The following is a 16,985-nucleotide window of genomic DNA, read 5'->3' on the forward strand; positions in this document are numbered from 1 at the left end:
CCTCTATTATGACAATTTTCCTATGTGCACCATTACCGTTTCTGGTATTTAGACCCATTTTATTCCACTCATCTTCCTTTTTCTGGTTGAGCACTTTATGCTGAATCCAGGGAGTCTTCCCGCCTACTTTTCCCGACAAAACCAGCATCACACCTTACTTTGTCCCTACTTCTGCCGCCCTGCCCGCACAGCGCCGGATGCGCCCATAACTCGAAATACTGACAAGAAAGGACAGAATAAACCTTATTTTTACAAAAAAGGCTATTATTTCACTTTATATACCTCGGCAAAATGGTGTCCGCCGTTTAGCCGGAAGTTGATTTATGGGCAAATAGTCCTGTTGCAGCAAAATGTGAACAATTTGCAAACTTTTAAGGAAAAGAGTGAAAACATGTACAAAAAAACTGGACATCCTCCTCCGTTCTCCCTGGCGTTCAAATGGGTGGTTAGCGGTATCCTCCTGCCTTTCCTCCTCCTTTTCTCTCCCCTTCCAAGCGGGGCAACCGGGACGGGTGAAGCAGGAATCGATGCGGTTTTTGTCATTGATACGAGCAATTCGATGAACCAGACAGACCCTGGGAAAACAGCTGCCGAGGTCATGGGCATGTTTATCGACATGAGCGAAGCTAGTCGTACCCGGATCGGCTTTGTCGCCTATAATGATCGAATCGTCCAGACGCAGCCGCTCACCAGCATGGCGGAGAGCAGACAGCGCGAGCAGTTGAAAAGCAAGATTCAAGGGTTGCGTTATTCGGGATATTCCGATATGGGGCTTGGCTTGCGAAAAGGGGAAGAACTGATTGCCAGAGCGAAGGATCAATCGCGAAAGCCGTTTTTGATCCTGCTCTCGGATGGGGGAACCGATCTGCGCCAAAACGCCAATGGCAGAAGCGTCGCGGCATCGAACAAAGATGTGGAGTCGGTTATGGCAAAAGCGAAAGCGGAGGGCTACCCGATCTACACAATCGGGCTGAACAGCGATGGCTCTGTGCAAAAAGAGCAGCTGAAAAAAATCGCGGAGACGACAGGCGGGACTTCTTTTGTCACGCAAAGCACAGATGATTTGCCGGAGATTTTCAATCAAATTTTTGCGAAGCACATCCAGTCGCAGCTTGTGTCGGTAGCAGCCATGACGGCGACGGGAAGCTTGCAAGAGGTCACGGTAAACATCCCGAACGCCAGCATGCAGGAAGCGAACATCGTGCTGTTGTCGAACCATCCGCTGCTGGAGTCACAAGTCTACTACCAGTCGAAAAATGTGCATTTTATCCAATCGAAAAAATACTCTCTGATGAAAATCGAGCAGCCGACAAAGGGGAGCTATCTGGTCAAATTCCGCGGACGGCCGGGCGACCTGGTCAAAGTCAATTTGCTGGGCAACTACAGTCTGAAAGCCGATGTACAGGTTGCACCTGATCCTGTCTCCAAAGGCAATCCGGCGACCTTCACGACTTATTTGACCCAGCTGGAGGGCAATCAGCGCCTGGAAGATCGGGACGTCTACGGTTTGATGCAGGCCGAATTGATCGTCACCGACATCGCGAAAAAGCAAACCGAAAAAATTCCGCTGAAAAACGGGGGAACGGTCTTCACAACCGACTATGTGTTCCCGCACTCCGGGCAGTACCAGTGGAAAATTTTCATGAGCGGCCCGGACTTTTACCGCGAGACGGCAAGCAAAACATTCGAAATCGCCAACATCGCGCCCGTGGCAGTAGCCAAAAACAAGCTGACCATCGAAAAGGAAAACGGCGAGCAGACAATTGACCTCGCTGCTTATTTCACCGATGCCAATCAGGACAAGCTCACCTATGCGATCGTCTCTCCTACTCCCGCCGATCATTTTGGGGCAAGCATCCACGAATCCGGGTTGAAGCTCGTGCCGAGCAAAAGCGGCACTTCCGCGATCACTATCACGGCTACCGATTCCGAAGGGGCAAGCGTGACTGGCTCGCTTGTCATCACGGTTCATTCTGTCTGGGATCGCTACATCACAATCGGACTGATTGTTCTCGCTCTTGCCGCAATTGGCGCAGGCGCCTACTGGTTCATGCGCCCGAAACCGAATTTTAGCGGCCGTTTGGAAGGGTATTTTCTTCACACCGCCAGCGGCAACGACATTCCCGTGAAGTTTTGGCCGCTCGCCGCGTTTGGCAAAAAGCAACGCATCACGCTCCACGAGCTGTTTTCAAGCCTCGACGTCAACGAGCACCTGCCGGAAGCACACAAAATTTACTTCCAGCCAGGGAAAAACCAGACTTTGGTCATGATCAGCCACAGCCAGTGCACACTGCAAAAAGGCAAGGACATTTTGCCTCGCCATAAAAAAGTGGTGCTCCACTACAACGACAAAATTTACGTGACGTTTGAGGATCATGTCACCGAGATTGAACTGCGCTACAAAGAAAGCAAACCCAGCCCCCACCAAGCTGGGAACTGGGAAACGGCATAACGGACTATTTGCTTTTGCTTGCGAGAAAGGGGGTCTGCAAGCGAGACTTGCCCGCTCTCAACAGATGCTCCGCACGGACGGCTGCTGCCAGCACCCGAAGTGAGGGGCATCTTTTTTTCGCCTCGACTGCCATGCCCCACGCAATGACATTCGCGATCAGCCGCGGCACAGTCGGATTCAGCTCGCGAACGGACGGCAGCCGATCCTCGATCACTCGCGTCGCCACATCGGCCGGACGGTGCCTGGTCAGGCAAAAATAGAGAGTAGCCGACAAGCTGTACACATCGGAAAAAACACCTTGTCGGGACTGGCTGGAATAAAATTCGAGCGGAGAGTATCCTTCCGTCGTCACGATCTGGCGGGGGGCGTCGGTTGCAAAGCGAATAGCCGAGCCGAAATCAATCAGCATCGGCTTTCCCTCATCGGTCATCACGATGTTTTGCGGCTTGATATCCCGATGGATGATCCCTTGCTTGTGGATGTAGTCCAAGCTTGCCAGGAGCGGGAGCACGGTTGTCTGCACGAAAGCAGCGACATCCAGCTCCCCTTGCTCTTGCACAAACTGGTCAAGCGTCTTGCCTTTGCAATACTCCACGACCAGATAGCCTGTCCCATTTTCTGCAAAGTGATCGACATAAGGAGCGATATGCTCATGGCGCAGCTCCTGCAAAATCGCCGCTTCCTGCCAAAAGCTCTCCAGCAGCGTCTGAAATCGCGCTTTTGACGATGGCTTCCGGCAGATGACGCTGCGGTTATCCAAGTCGCGCATCGCCAGTGCTCTCGGGAAAAACTCCTTCACAATTCTCGTCTTTTTGGCCTCCATGTGGTAAACGAGATACACATGGGACAGCTCGCTCGTGGAGACGGTCTTTTTGATCCGGTAGGCTCCCCGCAAAATCGTGCCTTTTTTCAGCTCCATCCGTCTTTCGGTTCACTCCTCCCTGGCATCTTTCTCGTTCTCAGGAAACGATACCAAATACCAGGGGCAGGTGGCAATATGTGGAGATTTATCCTTGGCGATTCGCTGCATACAGCAGGGCCGTGTCACGGTCAGCCGCCAGCTTGGAGGCACTCGCTTTTGCAAAATCAGCAACATGGTCGTAAAAGTCATTCCCGATGCTCAGCCGCTTGACTCCCCACTCTGCCAAGCGCTCGGCATTCGTCAGGGTGGGGCGCGACAGGACATTCAGCGGCGCACGCACCTCTTGGGCAATCGCTCTGATTTGCTCCTCCTCGACGATCCCCGGAACGAAAATGCCGCTCGCCCCGCTCTCGACGTAAGCCAGTCCGCGCTCAATCGTTTCCGCGAACGGGTCCTCTCGCCGGAAATACGTGTCGATCCGCGTATTGATGTAAAAATCAGCGAAGCCACGGTTGTCGAGAGCAGCCCTCATCGTCTGCAAAAGTTTCGCCTGATCGGCGATCTCTTTTAACCCCGGCCCTCGTTTGAAAGAGTCCTCGATGTTGATCCCGGCAACCCCCAGGTCAGCCGTTCGCAGCACGTTCTCGACAATTTGCCCGTGAGTCTCTGCATAGCCCGCCTCAATGTCGGCGGAAACCGGAATGTTCACGTGATCCACGATCAGCTTGATGATGGACAAATGCAAGGCAAAGTCAATGTTTTCCCCATCTTTGTATCCGAGAGAAGCCGCAACGCCCCAACTCGTCGTCCCGATGGCCCGAAAGCCGCTCTGCTCCAACGTGCGTGCCGAAAGGACATCCCAGGCATTTCCCAAAAACAACATCTCGTCTGCATGATGAAGCGCTTGAAATTGCTGAATCTGATTCATTCTAATCCCTCTTTTCAAATCGTGATTTGTATAGGTTGTTCACAATCTTGCGTCTTCTGCTGACGCTGTTCCCACAGTCTTTGACCGCGCTGGAAAAACGGCAAGGCCAAAAAGGTCAGCAGCATCAAGATCGCGAAAATAACTGGCCCTTGGTCAAAGCCCAATTGCTGAAGCAGCAAACCGCCGATCCACGCAGTGGCGCTCTGCCCCAGAAAAGCGAAGCCGCTCGCGCCGTAATAGGCGCCTCGCATATGCTCGGGAGCGATTTCTCCGATCAGTACATCACCGATGACAAAGCATAAAATTTCCCCGATGGTAAAGACCACCATCGACACTGACAGCCAGAACAAATTGGTGAAGAGTCCGAACCCGAACAAGCCGAGTCCGAAAAGGAGGCAGCCGACTTTCAGGGCCGTCATGGCAGAATAGCGTTTCATCAGCCTGGCAAGCGGATATTGAAAGACGAGGACAGACAACGTGTTCATCACGAACAGGAAGGAGTAAGCCTCGACCCGGTCGTGACCGATGTACTGGGCAAGCGTCGTATCCAGGTGCGTATAGGCTCCAGCCACAAACAAATTGCCGAGCAACAGATACAAAAACACTTTGTCTGTGAACACGATCCGCGCCATCTGCCCCATCGGAATCGAATCGGAATGCTCCCGCAGTTGTTGCTTGAACAAGATCATGAACACGACCAGGATGACCGCATACAGCGCCATAATCACCGCACTGATCAGAAACGGCAGCATGGAGGACGAACTGCCTGCGCCGAGCTTCAACCCAATCAGCGGCCCGATCGCTCCCCCCAGGTTGATGGCAAAATACCTGGCGTTGAAAGCACCCCTGCGCTGGCTGTCCGGGGTAAAATCAGCGAGCAGGGCACGCGCCGTCGGTTCAAATACATTGCGGCACAAACCGTTCAGCGCACTCAAAAGGAAGAACATCCACGTCTCGCTCGCCAGCGTGAAGCCGACCAGGACAAAGCTCCAAAGCCCCATAGAGGCGATCATGACCGGATAGCGTCCCAACCGATCTGACAACGCTCCCCCAGCGAAGCTGCTGACCGTGCCCACCAAAAGGCTCATCGCCAAAATCGCGCCAACTACGGCCGGGTCGATTCCCTTTCCTTTGCCCAAGTAAATCCCGAGAAAAGGCAGCGTCATGAAAAATCCTGTCCGCGATAAAAAGGTGCCGATGATGACGCCCCATGCCACGGGATGAAAGCGAGGTAACGGAAACCTTTTGCTCATCTTGTTTGCTCTCCCCATTCCTGTTTTTCGTCTGTCGTGTTATCTTCAGTATATTGATCTGAGAAAAGCGAAAAAGGGTAAGGTGTAAGCAAACTCTGTCACCTTTTCCCAAAAACAAAGGGGGGCCTTCATGGTTACCGTTCTCTACTTTTTGGAGCTGCGCCTGTTCTTTCAGCAGGAAGAAACGGCCAAACCGTTCCCCGTCACGATTGAAAAATTGAGCGGACTTTGGCACTGTACCCCCCGAAACGCGAAGCTGATCGTCCGCAAGCTGGCGGAAATGGGCTGGATCGACTGGCAGCCTGGGCTTGGTCGGGGCAATGCCTCCGTCCTGACGTTTTTGGCGGATGCCGATGCCATCTTGCTTGCGGAAGGAAAGCAGCGCATGGAGCAAGGCGATGTCACAGAAGCTATGGAGCTTTTGAATCGCTTCGGCAAGCCCGCTGTCAAAGAGCAGTTCATGGAGTGGCTCTCGGCAGAACTTGGCTATTGCACGCCGAGCGAGTCGAACCATTATCAGGACACGCTGCGCTTCCCGGTCTACCGCAGCATTGTCACGCTGGACCCCGCGCAGGTGTACTATCACTTCGATGCGCATTTGGTCCGCCAGCTTTTCAATACACTCGTTCACTTCGACACGGACAGCCGGACGATCCATCCAAGCATTGCCCACTCGTGGGAAATGAGCGCGGATCACAAGGAGTGGACGTTTTATTTGAAGAAAAATGTCGTGTTTCACCACGGTCGGGAGCTGACCGCGCACGATGTTGTCTTTTCGCTGGATCGGCTGCGCTCGCATCCGGAAAAGTATGAAGCAAGCTGGATGCTTGGCGATATCGCGCAGTTGGAAGCAGTTGATGCCAGAACGGTGCGGATTTTGTTGCAGGAGCCGAACTACTTGTTTCTGCGGATGCTTTCCACTACGCCCACCAGCATCGTCCCGGCAGAGATCGTCCTGGAGACGGCTGGCGAGTTTGGGAAAAACCCGATCGGGACTGGCCCGTTCCAGCTCGTCCGTCTGGATGAAGGCATTTGCATTTTGGAAGCTTTTTCGGGACATTTTCAGGGGAGGCCGCAGCTTGACCGTGTGGAAATCCTCCTGTTCCCCGATCTGGAAACAGGCATTCTCCATGAACCGGACTGGACGTCTGTCATGATGTCCCACGGTGTGGCCACAAAAGCCGAAGCATTAAGGGAAGCAATCATCCGCGACAGCCGCGATTGGTGCGATCTGGAGACGCTGTTTTCCTGCTGCAACCTGCTCGTCTTTAACCAATGGAAAACCGGGCCGCAAAACCATCCGAAATTCCGCCAGGCGCTCGACTTGCTCATCGATCGCGAGCAGATGATTGCCGAGCTTGGAGGAGATCGCGTCTTTCCGGCAAAAGGCTTCCGCCCCTTCTCTCCGCAGCTTGCGACTTGGTCAGCGGAACGAACGCCCCGCCCAAGCGCTGCGCAAATTGCCGCCCTGCTTGCGGAAAGCGGCTATCGGGGAGAGACGCTGCGCATGGTCATGACGTCCTATCACGAGCCGGACGCCTTGTGGATTCAAGCCCGCTGCAAAGACTACGGCATTCACCTGGAAATCGACGTTCGCGAGCCGTTTGAGTTTGCGAATCACGACTTGCTGCCGGAGCACGACTGCCAGCTGTTCGGAAACGTTTTTAGCCATGATGAAATCAGTGAACTGGAAATGTACTTGCAAAAGAACTACTTCCTGCCCAGCTTTGACGCACCGTTAGCCGAAGCGGTTCATCGAGAGACCGCCGCCCTTTTTCGGGAGGCAGACGAATCCGTCCGGCAACAAAAGCTCGCGCACATAGAAGCGCTGATCCAAGAAAACCATGCCGTTTTGTACCTTGTGCAAAAGAAATCGCAAGCTTCTTTTCACAAGTCGGTTCGCGGCGTCACGATCAATCCGTCCGGCTGGCTGGACTTTCAAAAAGTCTGGTTTCACCCGCATGCTTCGCAGCCCGTGCAGCAGTAGGCGGTGCAAAAAACAGTCCAAGTGCATGGTTTCATCCACGCGCCGCCCTGCCCGTGCAGCAGTATACGACAAAAAAAAGCAGCCCCATCGCATCTGGGCTGCTTTTTTACGCTTATGGATTGGATTACTGAGCGCGTTCGTATACGCGTTTTCCGGCAACGAAGGTCATCGCCACTTCAAAATCGTCATCCAACACGATCATGTCGGCATCGTATCCGGCTGCCAGCCGACCTTTTCGCTCCCCGTATCCGAGGATAGCGGCTGGCGTATGCGATGCCATCTCTACCGCTTCTGCCAGTGGTACACCGCTCAGCGTCACCATGTTTGCTACGGCTTTGTTCAAGGTCAAAATGCTGCCAGCCAATGTCCCGTCCGCCAACTGCGCCTGATTGTCGCGGACGCGAACCTCTTGTCCGCCCAAGTCGTAAGTGCCTTCTCCGAGCGCAGCAGCGCGCATGGAGTCGCTGACTAGCGCGAGGCGCTCCGGCGTTTTCACCCGATACAAAATTCGCATGACCGCAGGATGGACGTGGATGCCATCGGCAATCAACTCGGTGCTCAAATGCTCGTGGTACATCGCAGCACCGACTACTCCCGGCTCTCTGTGATGCAATCCGGTCATGGCGTTAAAGCAATGCGTGAAGTGGCGCACGCCCGCATCCACAGCTTCAGCCGCCTGGACAAACGTCGCCCCTGTATGGCCTGCCGAGACGATCACGCCGCGCTCCTTGAGCCAGGCAATCGCTTCGAGCGCTTCCGGCTGCTCGGGAGCAATCGTCACGACCTTGATCAGCCCTTGGGCCAGCTCGTACATTCGCTTCACCGCATCCAGCTTAGGCAGGGAGATGTTTTCTTCCTTTTGCGCCCCTTTGTAACGCGGGTTGATCCACGGTCCTTCCAGGTGAATCCCGATTGCCTCTGCCCCCGGCAAGCCAGCCTGGCTTGCGCGCGCAATGTTTTCCAGCACAGGCTCAAGCTCGGCGTAAGGAGCCGTCATCGTCGTCGCCAAAAAAGAAGTGACGCCATATCGGGCAAGCGCGCCGGAAATGGCCTGCAAAGATTCCGGCGTCCCGTCCATCGTGTCGTGGCCGTCGATCCCGTGCATGTGCATGTCTACCAGTCCTGGGCAAATCCGCCCGGTTTCCACCGTCAGCAGCTGTGCAGGGCATTCGCCCGCATAAGCTTCGGCTTCCCCTGCGTACACGATCTTCCCTGCCGCCACTACGACAAGCCCGTCCCTGATTTCCTGTCCGTCTGCAATGATTGTTCCTCGAAGAGCGTATTCCTGTTCCATCTCCATTCCTCCGTCAACGCACTGCCGTAGTCTGTCCGTAATGATGCCGCACCTGTTTCCTTGCTATTCCTGCACAAGTCCTGCGCATGCACGCTTCGTTTCCTCTACGAGCCGCAAGACCAGTTCGCCTGCGCCAAGCTCCCTGCCAAGCGGTGCCGCCTGTCCCGCCCACATCGACATATACGCGGATTTCTGCTGCTTGCCCGCAGCGGCGCGAATGTCTTTGGTGAGGGCATTTTGCACCGGGTAGGCGGGCAATTCCTGATCCAGTGGCGCCAGCTTTCGCATGAACTCGTTCTCGATGCCTCTCGCCCATTTGCCGGAAAAAGCCCGTGTCATGACGATGCCCTCTTCGCTCGACTCCCGGATGGCTTGCTTGTGCAAAGCATGCGCGCCGCTTTCCGCACACGTTAAAAATGCCGTTCCGAGCTGGGCCGCCTGCGCTCCCAGTGCGAGTGCGGCTGCAATGCCTCGCCCGTCCATCATCCCGCCCGCTGCGATCACCGGAATTTTGACGCGATCCACGATCTGTGGCACCAATGCCATCGTTCCGATCAGATTGCTCGGGGAATCCGGCAAAAACGAACCGCGATGCCCGCCTGCTTCACTGCCCTGCGCTGCGATCATGTCCACGCCGCCCGCTTCCAGCACGACTGCCTCGCGAACCGTCGTCGCAGTCCCGATCACCGTCACGCCTTTTTGCTTGAGCGCTTGCAGTGAACGCGCGTCGAGCATGCCAAACGTAAAGCTGAAAACCGCAGGCACTTCCTCCAGTACGACTTGCAGCTGTTCCGCAAACGACTCCTGAAAGCGCGTGACTTGCGGGCTTTCGGGAATGTCCAGCTCACGGCGCACCTCATTGAGCGCGGAAGCAACCGTGTCTGCGATCGGCTGGGTCGCGTCAAAGTCTTCCGGGATGAACAAATTGACGCCAAAAGGTTTGTCGGTCAAATCGCGGATCGCATGTATCGCTTCACGGATTTGCTGTGGAGTCATATAGGCAGCTCCCAGCGTTCCCAATCCCCCTGCTTCCGAGACGGCCGCGACCAGCGCAGGAGTTGTCGCACCGCCCGCCATCGGTGCCTGGATAATCGGCCATTTGATTTTCAGGCGTGACGTAATCGGATTCGCTTTCCACATGCTTCTTCCACTCCCTTTTGTCTATTTCGTTCCATTCACGCACGAGGGCAGGGTCATGGCTCGTGGCGAATCAATTCAAGAAAATGGGCCAAAACTCGCGCAGTAAGCCCCCAGATGACTCGTCCGTCCAGCTCGTAAAACAGATGCTCGACTGTGCCTGTGCGCCACGGATACTTTTTGCCGCCCGGAATCAGGTGATAAGGGAAATCATCCTCCGGCTCGTTCACAAGCGCTGAAGTGTATGTCGCAGGCTCAGCGGCAGCCAGTCGTTCCAGCGAGATGATAAACACTTCTCCCACTTCATCGGGATTCGGCTTCATCTTCGCTATGTCCTCCACGTAGCCGACAAACGGGTAAATCGCAGAATGGCCCGGACCGATCAACCGATCCAGCTCGCCGACGTAATGAATGCTTGTGAGCGGCACTCCCAGCTCCTCGCTCGTTTCCCTGCGGGCTGTCGCCCAGCGCGATTCGTCGCCCTCTTCCGCCCGTCCACCGGGGAAACAAATTTCATTGGCCTGCCTGCGCATCGTGCTTGCCCGCTTTTCGAACAAAACCCCCAGCTTGCCGTCCTCCATCTTCACCAAAGGAAGCAAAATGCCAAACACACCCGTTTGCTTCGCTCCCATAAACCCCGGCTCGCGCTCGTTCAGCACTTGCAAAATCCGCTGGACGCCCGGCTCTTGCTTAATTGGGTCGGCTGCTTCGCGCGTGTCCACATCGGTCCCTCGCTCGATCGGTTCAGCTTCGCGTGTGCCCACATCCGCCCCTCGCTCAATTGACTCAGCTACGCGTGTGTCCACATCCGTCCCTCGCTCAATTGGCTCAGCTTCGCGTGTGTCCACATATTCCGCCACTTCGATTAAATTCCGGTCGGGGTCGCGCACGTAAACCGAACGGATCAGTCCCGCTGCACCTGTCCTGTGCACTGGCCCTTCCTCGATGTCCACCCCGCAGCTTGCAAACCTGGCGATGACTGCCGCAAGCGGCACAGAAGCGATCAAGCACAAATCAGCAGAGCCTGGCAACGGCTGTCCCGCTTTCGGCTCAAACTCGTGTCCCGCCACATGCAGGTTGATTTTTTGTGCGCCAAAATGCAAAGCTTTTCTGCCATTGCCGAAGGTGACAACCTGCATGCCAAGCGCGCGCTCGTAAAACTGGCAAGTCGCTTCCAGGTCGCGGACGGTCAACACCAGATGGTCCAATCGGTCGATCATGCTTACCATTCCTTCCTGTCCCGCTACATGCTCTTGCTATGTATTATAGCAAACAGGGAGCTTCTATCGTTTGATTCGACTGCAAAACACCCTCCAGCCTGTTCCTCACCAACTGGAGGATACGCTTTTCTTTTCACGAACATGTCTACCCGTACATTATACAATGATTTCCTTGTTTACAGCTGCTTTTTGCCCCGCTTGTACAAGGCGCATAACTTAGCATATAGCACAGCAAAACGAGCGTCCCCCGCCCTCATGCGGAAGAACGCTCGCTTTTTTGTGGAAGAAACGCCACGGACAATCACAGCCGTTTCATCGTCTATGAACTGAACTGCGCTTGATGCAGTCTGCTGTATACGCCTTGCGTTTGTAAAAGCTCGTCGTGGTGTCCTTGCTCGGCGATGCCTTGTTCGGCGACGACAATGATCCGGTCTGCGTTCTTGATCGTCGCCAGGCGGTGGGCGATCACGAGCGTCGTGCGTCCGTGGGACAGCTCTGCAAGCGCCTGCTGAATCGCCGCTTCCGTCTCGGTGTCGAGAGCAGAAGTCGCTTCATCCAAAATGAGGATCGGCGGGTTTTTCAGGAACATCCGGGCGATCGACAACCGCTGCTTTTGACCGCCGGAAAGCTTGACGCCCCGCTCCCCGATCAGCGTATCCAGTCCTTCTGGCAAGGCGCGGATCACGTCTTCCAGTTGTGCCCGTCTGGCTGCGTCCCACAACTCTTCATCGGTCGCGCCAAGCTTCCCGTAGGCAATGTTTTCCCGGATCGATCCGTCAAACAGGAAGACGTCCTGCTGCACGATTCCGATATGCGAACGAAGCGACTCCAGCGTCATGGAACGAATGTCGATGCCGTCAATCATGATCGAGCCGCTGTCCACATCGTAAAAACGGGGAAGCAAGCTGCACAGTGTCGTTTTTCCTGCCCCGGAAGGTCCCACGAGCGCGACCGTCTCGCCAGCGCGAATGGACAGCGACAATCCCTGGAGCACTTTTTCCTTGTTTTCATAGCCAAACGTTACGTTCTCGAAGCGGATGTCGCCGCGAAGATTGCTGACAGGCTTCGCGTCTGGCGCATCGTCGACGTCAGGCTCTGTCTCCAGCAACTCCAGGTAACGCTTGAATCCGGCAACACCTTTTGGAAACGTCTCGATGACGTTGTTGATCTGCTGAATCGGGTTCAAAAAGACGTTCGACAGCATCACGAAAGCGATAAACTCCCCGTACGTCATCTTTCCTTGGATGACGTAATACGTTCCGCACACGAGGACAAACAGCGATACCAGCTTCATCAAAATAAAGCTCAACGACGAGTTCCACGCCATGATGCGGTACGTGAGCAGCTTGGTCAGGCGGAAGCGCCCGTTGTTCTCTGCAAAGCGTGCGATTTCATGCTTTTCGTTAGCAAACGCCTGTACGACGCGAATGCCGCTGATGTTGTTTTCCACGCGCGCATTGTAGTCTGCGACATCGGCAAACATCCGGTCAAAAGCGCGGGACATTTTGCGGCTGAAATACATCGACAAATAAATCATTAAAGGCACGATGATAAAAGTCAGCACCGCCAATTGCCAGTTGATGCTGAGCATGATACCGAAGGCGCCCAGCAATGTCATGACCGCGATGAACAAATCTTCCGGGCCATGGTGAGCGATCTCCCCGATATCCATCAGGTCGTTCGTCATGCGAGATACGAGATGTCCGGTCTTGTTGTTGTCGAAAAAGCGGAACGAGAGCTTTTGCACCCGATCAAACAGCTTTTTGCGCATGTCCGATTCAATATTGATGCCGAGCTTGTGTCCGTAATAGGTAACGACGTAGTGCAAGGCCGCACTGACCACGTAAATGCCCAAAAGCCCAAGGCACGCGTACAGGATCAGCAGCCAGTTTCCGCTCGGAAGCAAATCGTCCACAACCCGGTTGACAGCAAGCGGAAACGCCAGTTCAAGCAGCGCGGCCAAAATCGCGCAAGAAAAATCTGCTATAAACAGCCCCATATACGGCTTGTAGTACGCAAAAAAGCGACGCAGCATACCGAATCCTCCTCCTCTTCACCGCACGATGAAAGCCTTTCTTTTTCTCTACGACTTCGAATGGGCAAGCAAGTACAAGAAGTACGGGGCTCCGATGACAGCAACCACAATGCCTGTTGGAATTTCAGACGGCTGCAAAATCCAGCGTCCGATCGTATCAGCAACAATAACCAGGAGCGCGCCTGCCAAGGCCGATGTCGGCAGCAGCATTTCGTGTTTCGGTCCGACAAGTCTGCGCGCCAAATGCGGGCCAATCAGACCGACGAAGCCGATCCCGCCGCTGACAGCCACGCAAGATGCCGCCAGTCCGACCGATGCGGCCAACAGCTTCAACTGTTCTCTTGCGACCGGAGCACCAAGACCGATGGACAGCTCTTCTCCCAAATTCAGGACGTTCATCACACGCGCTTTGTAAAAGACAAACGGCAGCAGGACGACAATCCACGGGAGCAGCGACAGAACGAATTTCCAGTTGGTTCCCCAAATGCTTCCGGCAAGCCAGGTTGCGACAAACTGGTACTTGTCAGGACTCAGCTTGAGCGTCAGCACGATCATCGCAGCGCTCATCCCCGCTGCGACCGCGATCCCGGTCAGCAGAATGCGAATTGGCGACAAGCCTTTATGTCTCTTGTAAGACAGCACAAAAATCAGGGCTGCGGTCAAGCTTGCTCCGACCAGCGCCAGGACAGGCAGCAGGAAAACAGGAGCGGCAGCTGTCGACGGATAAAAGGAAATGAACAGCATAACCATCAGACCCGCACCTGCGTTGATCCCCAAAATACCGGGGTCAGCCAGCGCATTGCGGGAAATCCCTTGAATGATGCAGCCGGAAACCGCCAAACCTGCGCCGATCAAAAGCGAAATGACGATGCGCGGCAAGCGGAAGTCGAACAAAATCAAGCTTTGCTTCTCGGTGCCAGACCCGAACAAGGTCATGAGCAAATCCATTGGCGACAAGCGAATATATCCTGTGTTCATGCTGATGATGAACGCAATCAAAATGAGCACAGACAAAATCATCATGACGAGGATGCCCCTGCTGCGTTTGCGGGCATCGATTTGCGCAGTAGCTGGTTGCATGATTTACATCTCCCTTCTTTCTTTACGAGCCAAGTAAAGGAAGAACGGAACGCCAATCAGCGCAATCAGGGCGCCCAAAGGTGTTTCGTAAGGCGGATTCACCATTCTGGCTGCCAAATCGGCAAAAACGACGAGCAAGCTGCCCATAATGGCAGAGCAAGGAATAATCCACCGATAGTCGACCCCGACCAAATAACGCGTCAAGTGCGGGATAATCAGTCCGACGAAGCCAACCGCACCGACGACAGCGACAGCCGAACCTGCCAAAATCAGGACGATGACCGTACCCGCCAGTTTGACGAGCGCTGTTCGCTGGCCCAAGCCTTTGGCAATGTCCTCGCCGAGACTGAGCATCGTGATGGAACGCGACAACACAATCGCCCCGAGGATCGCAGCGGCAATCCACGGGAACATCACTTTGAGCTGGAACCATTTTGTCCCGGCTACCCCGCCTGCGTACCAGAAAGCCAAATCCTGTCCAATTTTGAAGTAAAGCGCAATCCCTTCGCTAAGAGCAGACAACAGGGCGCTAAGCGCTGCCCCTGCAAGCACGAGCCGCACCGGAGTAAGCCCGCCTTTTGCCATCGAGCCAATTCCGTAAACAAGTCCTGCGCCTACACCTGCGCCCAAAAACCCGTACAAGATCAAGTACATGAAAGGCAGCCCCGGGAAAAAGGCAAAGCAGAGAGCAATGACAAAGCCTGCTCCCGCATTCAGCCCGAGCAAACCGGAATCGGCAAGCGGGTTGCGAGTCATCCCTTGCATGATCGCCCCTGCCACAGCAAAGCTGGCCCCGACCATCGCTCCACCGAGCAAGCGGGGAAGGCGTATTTCCTGGATGATCTGATGCTGCGTAATATCTGGATTAAAATGAAAAATAGCGTCCCAAACGACAGAAAACTGAATATCTGCTGCCCCGAATGAGACAGACAGAAACATTCCGAGAATCAAGGCAAAAACTCCGCCCGTGAGGATCAGCGTTGCTGCCCATGGCCGCGAGCGAAACTGTTCCTGTTTTGATGTACTCCCCTGCTTCAGGGTGTGTGTCTGTTGACCCATGCTAGCCACCTTTTCCATTCATTATGTACATGCACGAAATGTTGCTTTCCCCTTCCCTTTCGCTAAATTCATGAAATTGATTCTTATTATCATAGTAGGATTTTAGGCGATTGACAAAAAGAGTGTCAATGGACAAAAGAGTGGTCTTTTTTGTATGTTTGCAACAATCGTGGTCCATGCTAGGCCAGCACGTGCAAAATGTGCTCGATTTTTTTCTGGTTGGCGATGATTCCGTGATTCATCCACGTCATGAAATCGACTTCGTACGCCCGCTTGTCACGCACAGCCCGCAGCGATTGCCAGACGGGATGGTGCACCTGGAGCTTTTCCGCATCGGTTCCTTCTCCATGCCATTTGTCAAAAGCGTAAAAAATATGGTCGGCGTCAAGCGCAGAGAGCCATTCCCACGACACCCCGGCTCTTGCCTCCTGCACAGAGAGCGACCTGACCAGCGGATGTGGCTGCATGCCCAAATCGTCGAACATGACAGGGGCCGAGTACGACTTTTCCACGCTGATCATGTCTGCCGATACGCGCAAAAAGGCGACGGTCTGCCCTTTCATGCTGCTTGACAGCTTACTGCGGGCAGCGGCGGCTTTTTTTTCATAATGCTCGATCGCCTTGTCGGCTGTGTCTCGCCGATTCAGCCAATCGCCCAAAATCCGCATCGTCGATCGCCAGTCTGACCCGAGCTCGCGCACCATGCATGTCCGCGCGATCTTGGCACATTGCTCGTAGTGAGCCGATTCCCAGCCTGTGCAGGAACGCAACATGATCACATCCGGGTTGCTGTTGGACAAAGCGTGCACTTCATCCTTCAGCACGTCAAACGTCGGGACGTCTTGCAAGCCGAGATAGTCCTGCTTGCCCCAGTACGAATGCGCCCATTGCACAATCGGCGTAATGCCAAGCGAACACAAGTAGTCTTCCATAAACAAAGAGACGACGCGCAGATCGTCGCGGTGGACATTCCGGTACTTGCCGGGAGCCAGCCCGACCATTTGCTTGAAGCGGCGATTGAAGTAATATTCGCTGTTGAACCCGACATTTTGCGCGATCTCATGCACCCGATCCGCTGTCAGAAGCAACAGCTGTTTGGCCCGGTTGATCCGCAAGCCGTTGATATAATCGAGCGGAATTTGTCCGGTCAGCTCTTTGAACAGCTGCGTATAGCGCCAGCGCGGAACCGCTGCCTCATAAGCAAGCTGCTCGACCGTCAGCGCCTCCTGGTAATGCTGCTTCACATATTCAATCGAGCGCTCCACGGCGCGAAGCGGGTCCTGCATCGGCCCTCCGGTTGCATTTTGCTGGAAAAGGTCAGACAGAACCGTCTCGAAGCGTACGTGACTGCTGTAACGCACCAGCCGATCCGTCTCATCCCGCACGGCGTATATTTCCTCAATGCCCTCGACTAATTTGGAAAAAGGAGTGCAGACCATCTCTCCTGTGCGAAACCAAAGCTCCTCTTCTCCCTGCGGTTGCAATGGCACCATCCGAAAGGTCAAGCGATAGTATTCCAAATCCCGCTCGGCTGTGCAGATGCGCACATGCTGACCAGGCTCCGTGATCCAGCAGCTCTCTCCCCCCAGCCGATAGCTGGTTTGATCGATTTGCAGGACACCTGAACCGTCTGTCGTGACGAACATAGCATAATCATTCTGTTCATGGCTGTCTTGGC

The 16,985-nt window shown here is 54.7% G+C and carries 12 protein-coding genes; 2 read left to right on the plus strand and 10 right to left on the minus strand.

What is annotated here, in order from left to right:
- The first annotated feature begins 391 nt into the window (after positions 1–391).
- Positions 392–2,452, plus strand: a complete 2,061-nt coding sequence (locus tag NST23_RS21270) for a VWA domain-containing protein (RefSeq protein WP_122965924.1) — start codon at positions 392–394, stop codon at positions 2,450–2,452.
- 4 nt (positions 2,453–2,456) lie between these two features.
- On the opposite strand, the gene NST23_RS21275 is transcribed toward NST23_RS21270, so the two are convergent.
- The 3 genes from NST23_RS21275 to NST23_RS21285 form a co-directional block, all read right to left on the minus strand.
- Positions 2,457–3,371, minus strand: a complete 915-nt coding sequence (locus NST23_RS21275; RefSeq protein WP_173599565.1) for a serine/threonine protein kinase — start codon at positions 3,369–3,371, stop codon at positions 2,457–2,459.
- Positions 3,372–3,459: 88 nt separating this feature from the next.
- On the minus strand, positions 3,460–4,242 hold the full coding sequence (locus tag NST23_RS21280) for an isocitrate lyase/PEP mutase family protein (protein WP_217022375.1): 783 nt from the start codon (positions 4,240–4,242) through the stop codon (positions 3,460–3,462).
- A 14-nt stretch (positions 4,243–4,256) separates the two neighbouring features.
- Complete coding sequence (locus tag NST23_RS21285; protein WP_122965927.1) at positions 4,257–5,495, minus strand: MDR family MFS transporter; 1,239 nt, start codon at positions 5,493–5,495, stop codon at positions 4,257–4,259.
- 130 nt (positions 5,496–5,625) lie between these two features.
- Here NST23_RS21285 and NST23_RS21290 point away from each other — a divergent pair, with 130 nt between their 5' ends.
- Positions 5,626–7,482 (plus strand): SgrR family transcriptional regulator, encoded by a 1,857-nt coding sequence (locus NST23_RS21290; RefSeq protein ID WP_340964527.1) that lies wholly within the window; start codon positions 5,626–5,628, stop codon positions 7,480–7,482.
- Positions 7,483–7,606: 124 nt separating this feature from the next.
- Here NST23_RS21290 and nagA read toward each other — a convergent pair whose 3' ends face one another.
- The 7 genes from nagA to NST23_RS21325 all read right to left on the minus strand — a co-directional run bounded on the left by nagA (position 7,607) and on the right by NST23_RS21325 (position 16,953).
- On the minus strand, positions 7,607–8,776 hold the full coding sequence (gene nagA / locus NST23_RS21295; RefSeq protein WP_242774734.1) for an N-acetylglucosamine-6-phosphate deacetylase: 1,170 nt from the start codon (positions 8,774–8,776) through the stop codon (positions 7,607–7,609).
- A gap of 63 nt (positions 8,777–8,839) precedes the next feature.
- Positions 8,840–9,916, minus strand: coding sequence for an NAD(P)H-dependent flavin oxidoreductase (locus NST23_RS21300; protein ID WP_122965931.1), 1,077 nt, complete (start codon positions 9,914–9,916; stop codon positions 8,840–8,842).
- Positions 9,917–9,969: 53 nt separating this feature from the next.
- On the minus strand, positions 9,970–11,133 hold the full coding sequence (locus NST23_RS21305; RefSeq protein WP_233454161.1) for an NUDIX domain-containing protein: 1,164 nt from the start codon (positions 11,131–11,133) through the stop codon (positions 9,970–9,972).
- 319 nt (positions 11,134–11,452) lie between these two features.
- Positions 11,453–13,168 carry an ABC transporter ATP-binding protein gene (locus NST23_RS21310; RefSeq protein WP_122965932.1) on the minus strand — a complete coding sequence of 572 codons (1,716 nt, stop codon included), beginning with the start codon at positions 13,166–13,168 and terminating at the stop codon, positions 11,453–11,455.
- 48 nt (positions 13,169–13,216) lie between these two features.
- Complete coding sequence (locus tag NST23_RS21315; RefSeq protein WP_340964532.1) at positions 13,217–14,248, minus strand: FecCD family ABC transporter permease; 1,032 nt, start codon at positions 14,246–14,248, stop codon at positions 13,217–13,219.
- A 3-nt stretch (positions 14,249–14,251) separates the two neighbouring features.
- Positions 14,252–15,307 (minus strand): FecCD family ABC transporter permease, encoded by a 1,056-nt coding sequence (locus NST23_RS21320; protein WP_122965934.1) that lies wholly within the window; start codon positions 15,305–15,307, stop codon positions 14,252–14,254.
- Between the two features lie 179 nt (positions 15,308–15,486).
- Complete coding sequence (locus NST23_RS21325) at positions 15,487–16,953, minus strand: AraC family transcriptional regulator (RefSeq protein WP_340964535.1); 1,467 nt, start codon at positions 16,951–16,953, stop codon at positions 15,487–15,489.
- Between the last annotated feature and the right edge of the window lie 32 nt (positions 16,954–16,985).

It is taken from the genome of Brevibacillus sp. FSL K6-0770 (genome assembly GCF_038000275.1).
Lineage (GTDB): Bacteria > Bacillota > Bacilli > Brevibacillales > Brevibacillaceae > Brevibacillus > Brevibacillus parabrevis.

Excerpts from the sequence above, each read along its gene's own strand:
- NST23_RS21270 (WP_122965924.1), top strand. The coding sequence starts at position 392 with ATGTACAAAAAAACTGGACATCCTCCTCCGTTCTCCCTGGCGTTCAAA.
- NST23_RS21275 (WP_173599565.1), bottom strand. The coding sequence starts at position 3,371 with ATGGAGCTGAAAAAAGGCACGATTTTGCGGGGAGCCTACCGGATCAAA.
- NST23_RS21280 (WP_217022375.1), bottom strand. The coding sequence starts at position 4,242 with ATGAATCAGATTCAGCAATTTCAAGCGCTTCATCATGCAGACGAGATG.
- NST23_RS21285 (WP_122965927.1), bottom strand. The coding sequence starts at position 5,495 with ATGAGCAAAAGGTTTCCGTTACCTCGCTTTCATCCCGTGGCATGGGGC.
- NST23_RS21290 (WP_340964527.1), top strand. The coding sequence starts at position 5,626 with ATGGTTACCGTTCTCTACTTTTTGGAGCTGCGCCTGTTCTTTCAGCAG.
- nagA (WP_242774734.1), bottom strand. The coding sequence starts at position 8,776 with ATGGAACAGGAATACGCTCTTCGAGGAACAATCATTGCAGACGGACAG.
- NST23_RS21300 (WP_122965931.1), bottom strand. The coding sequence starts at position 9,916 with ATGTGGAAAGCGAATCCGATTACGTCACGCCTGAAAATCAAATGGCCG.
- NST23_RS21305 (WP_233454161.1), bottom strand. The coding sequence starts at position 11,133 with ATGATCGACCGATTGGACCATCTGGTGTTGACCGTCCGCGACCTGGAA.
- NST23_RS21310 (WP_122965932.1), bottom strand. The coding sequence starts at position 13,168 with ATGCTGCGTCGCTTTTTTGCGTACTACAAGCCGTATATGGGGCTGTTT.
- NST23_RS21315 (WP_340964532.1), bottom strand. The coding sequence starts at position 14,248 with ATGCAACCAGCTACTGCGCAAATCGATGCCCGCAAACGCAGCAGGGGC.
- NST23_RS21320 (WP_122965934.1), bottom strand. The coding sequence starts at position 15,307 with ATGGGTCAACAGACACACACCCTGAAGCAGGGGAGTACATCAAAACAG.
- NST23_RS21325 (WP_340964535.1), bottom strand. The coding sequence starts at position 16,953 with ATGTTCGTCACGACAGACGGTTCAGGTGTCCTGCAAATCGATCAAACC.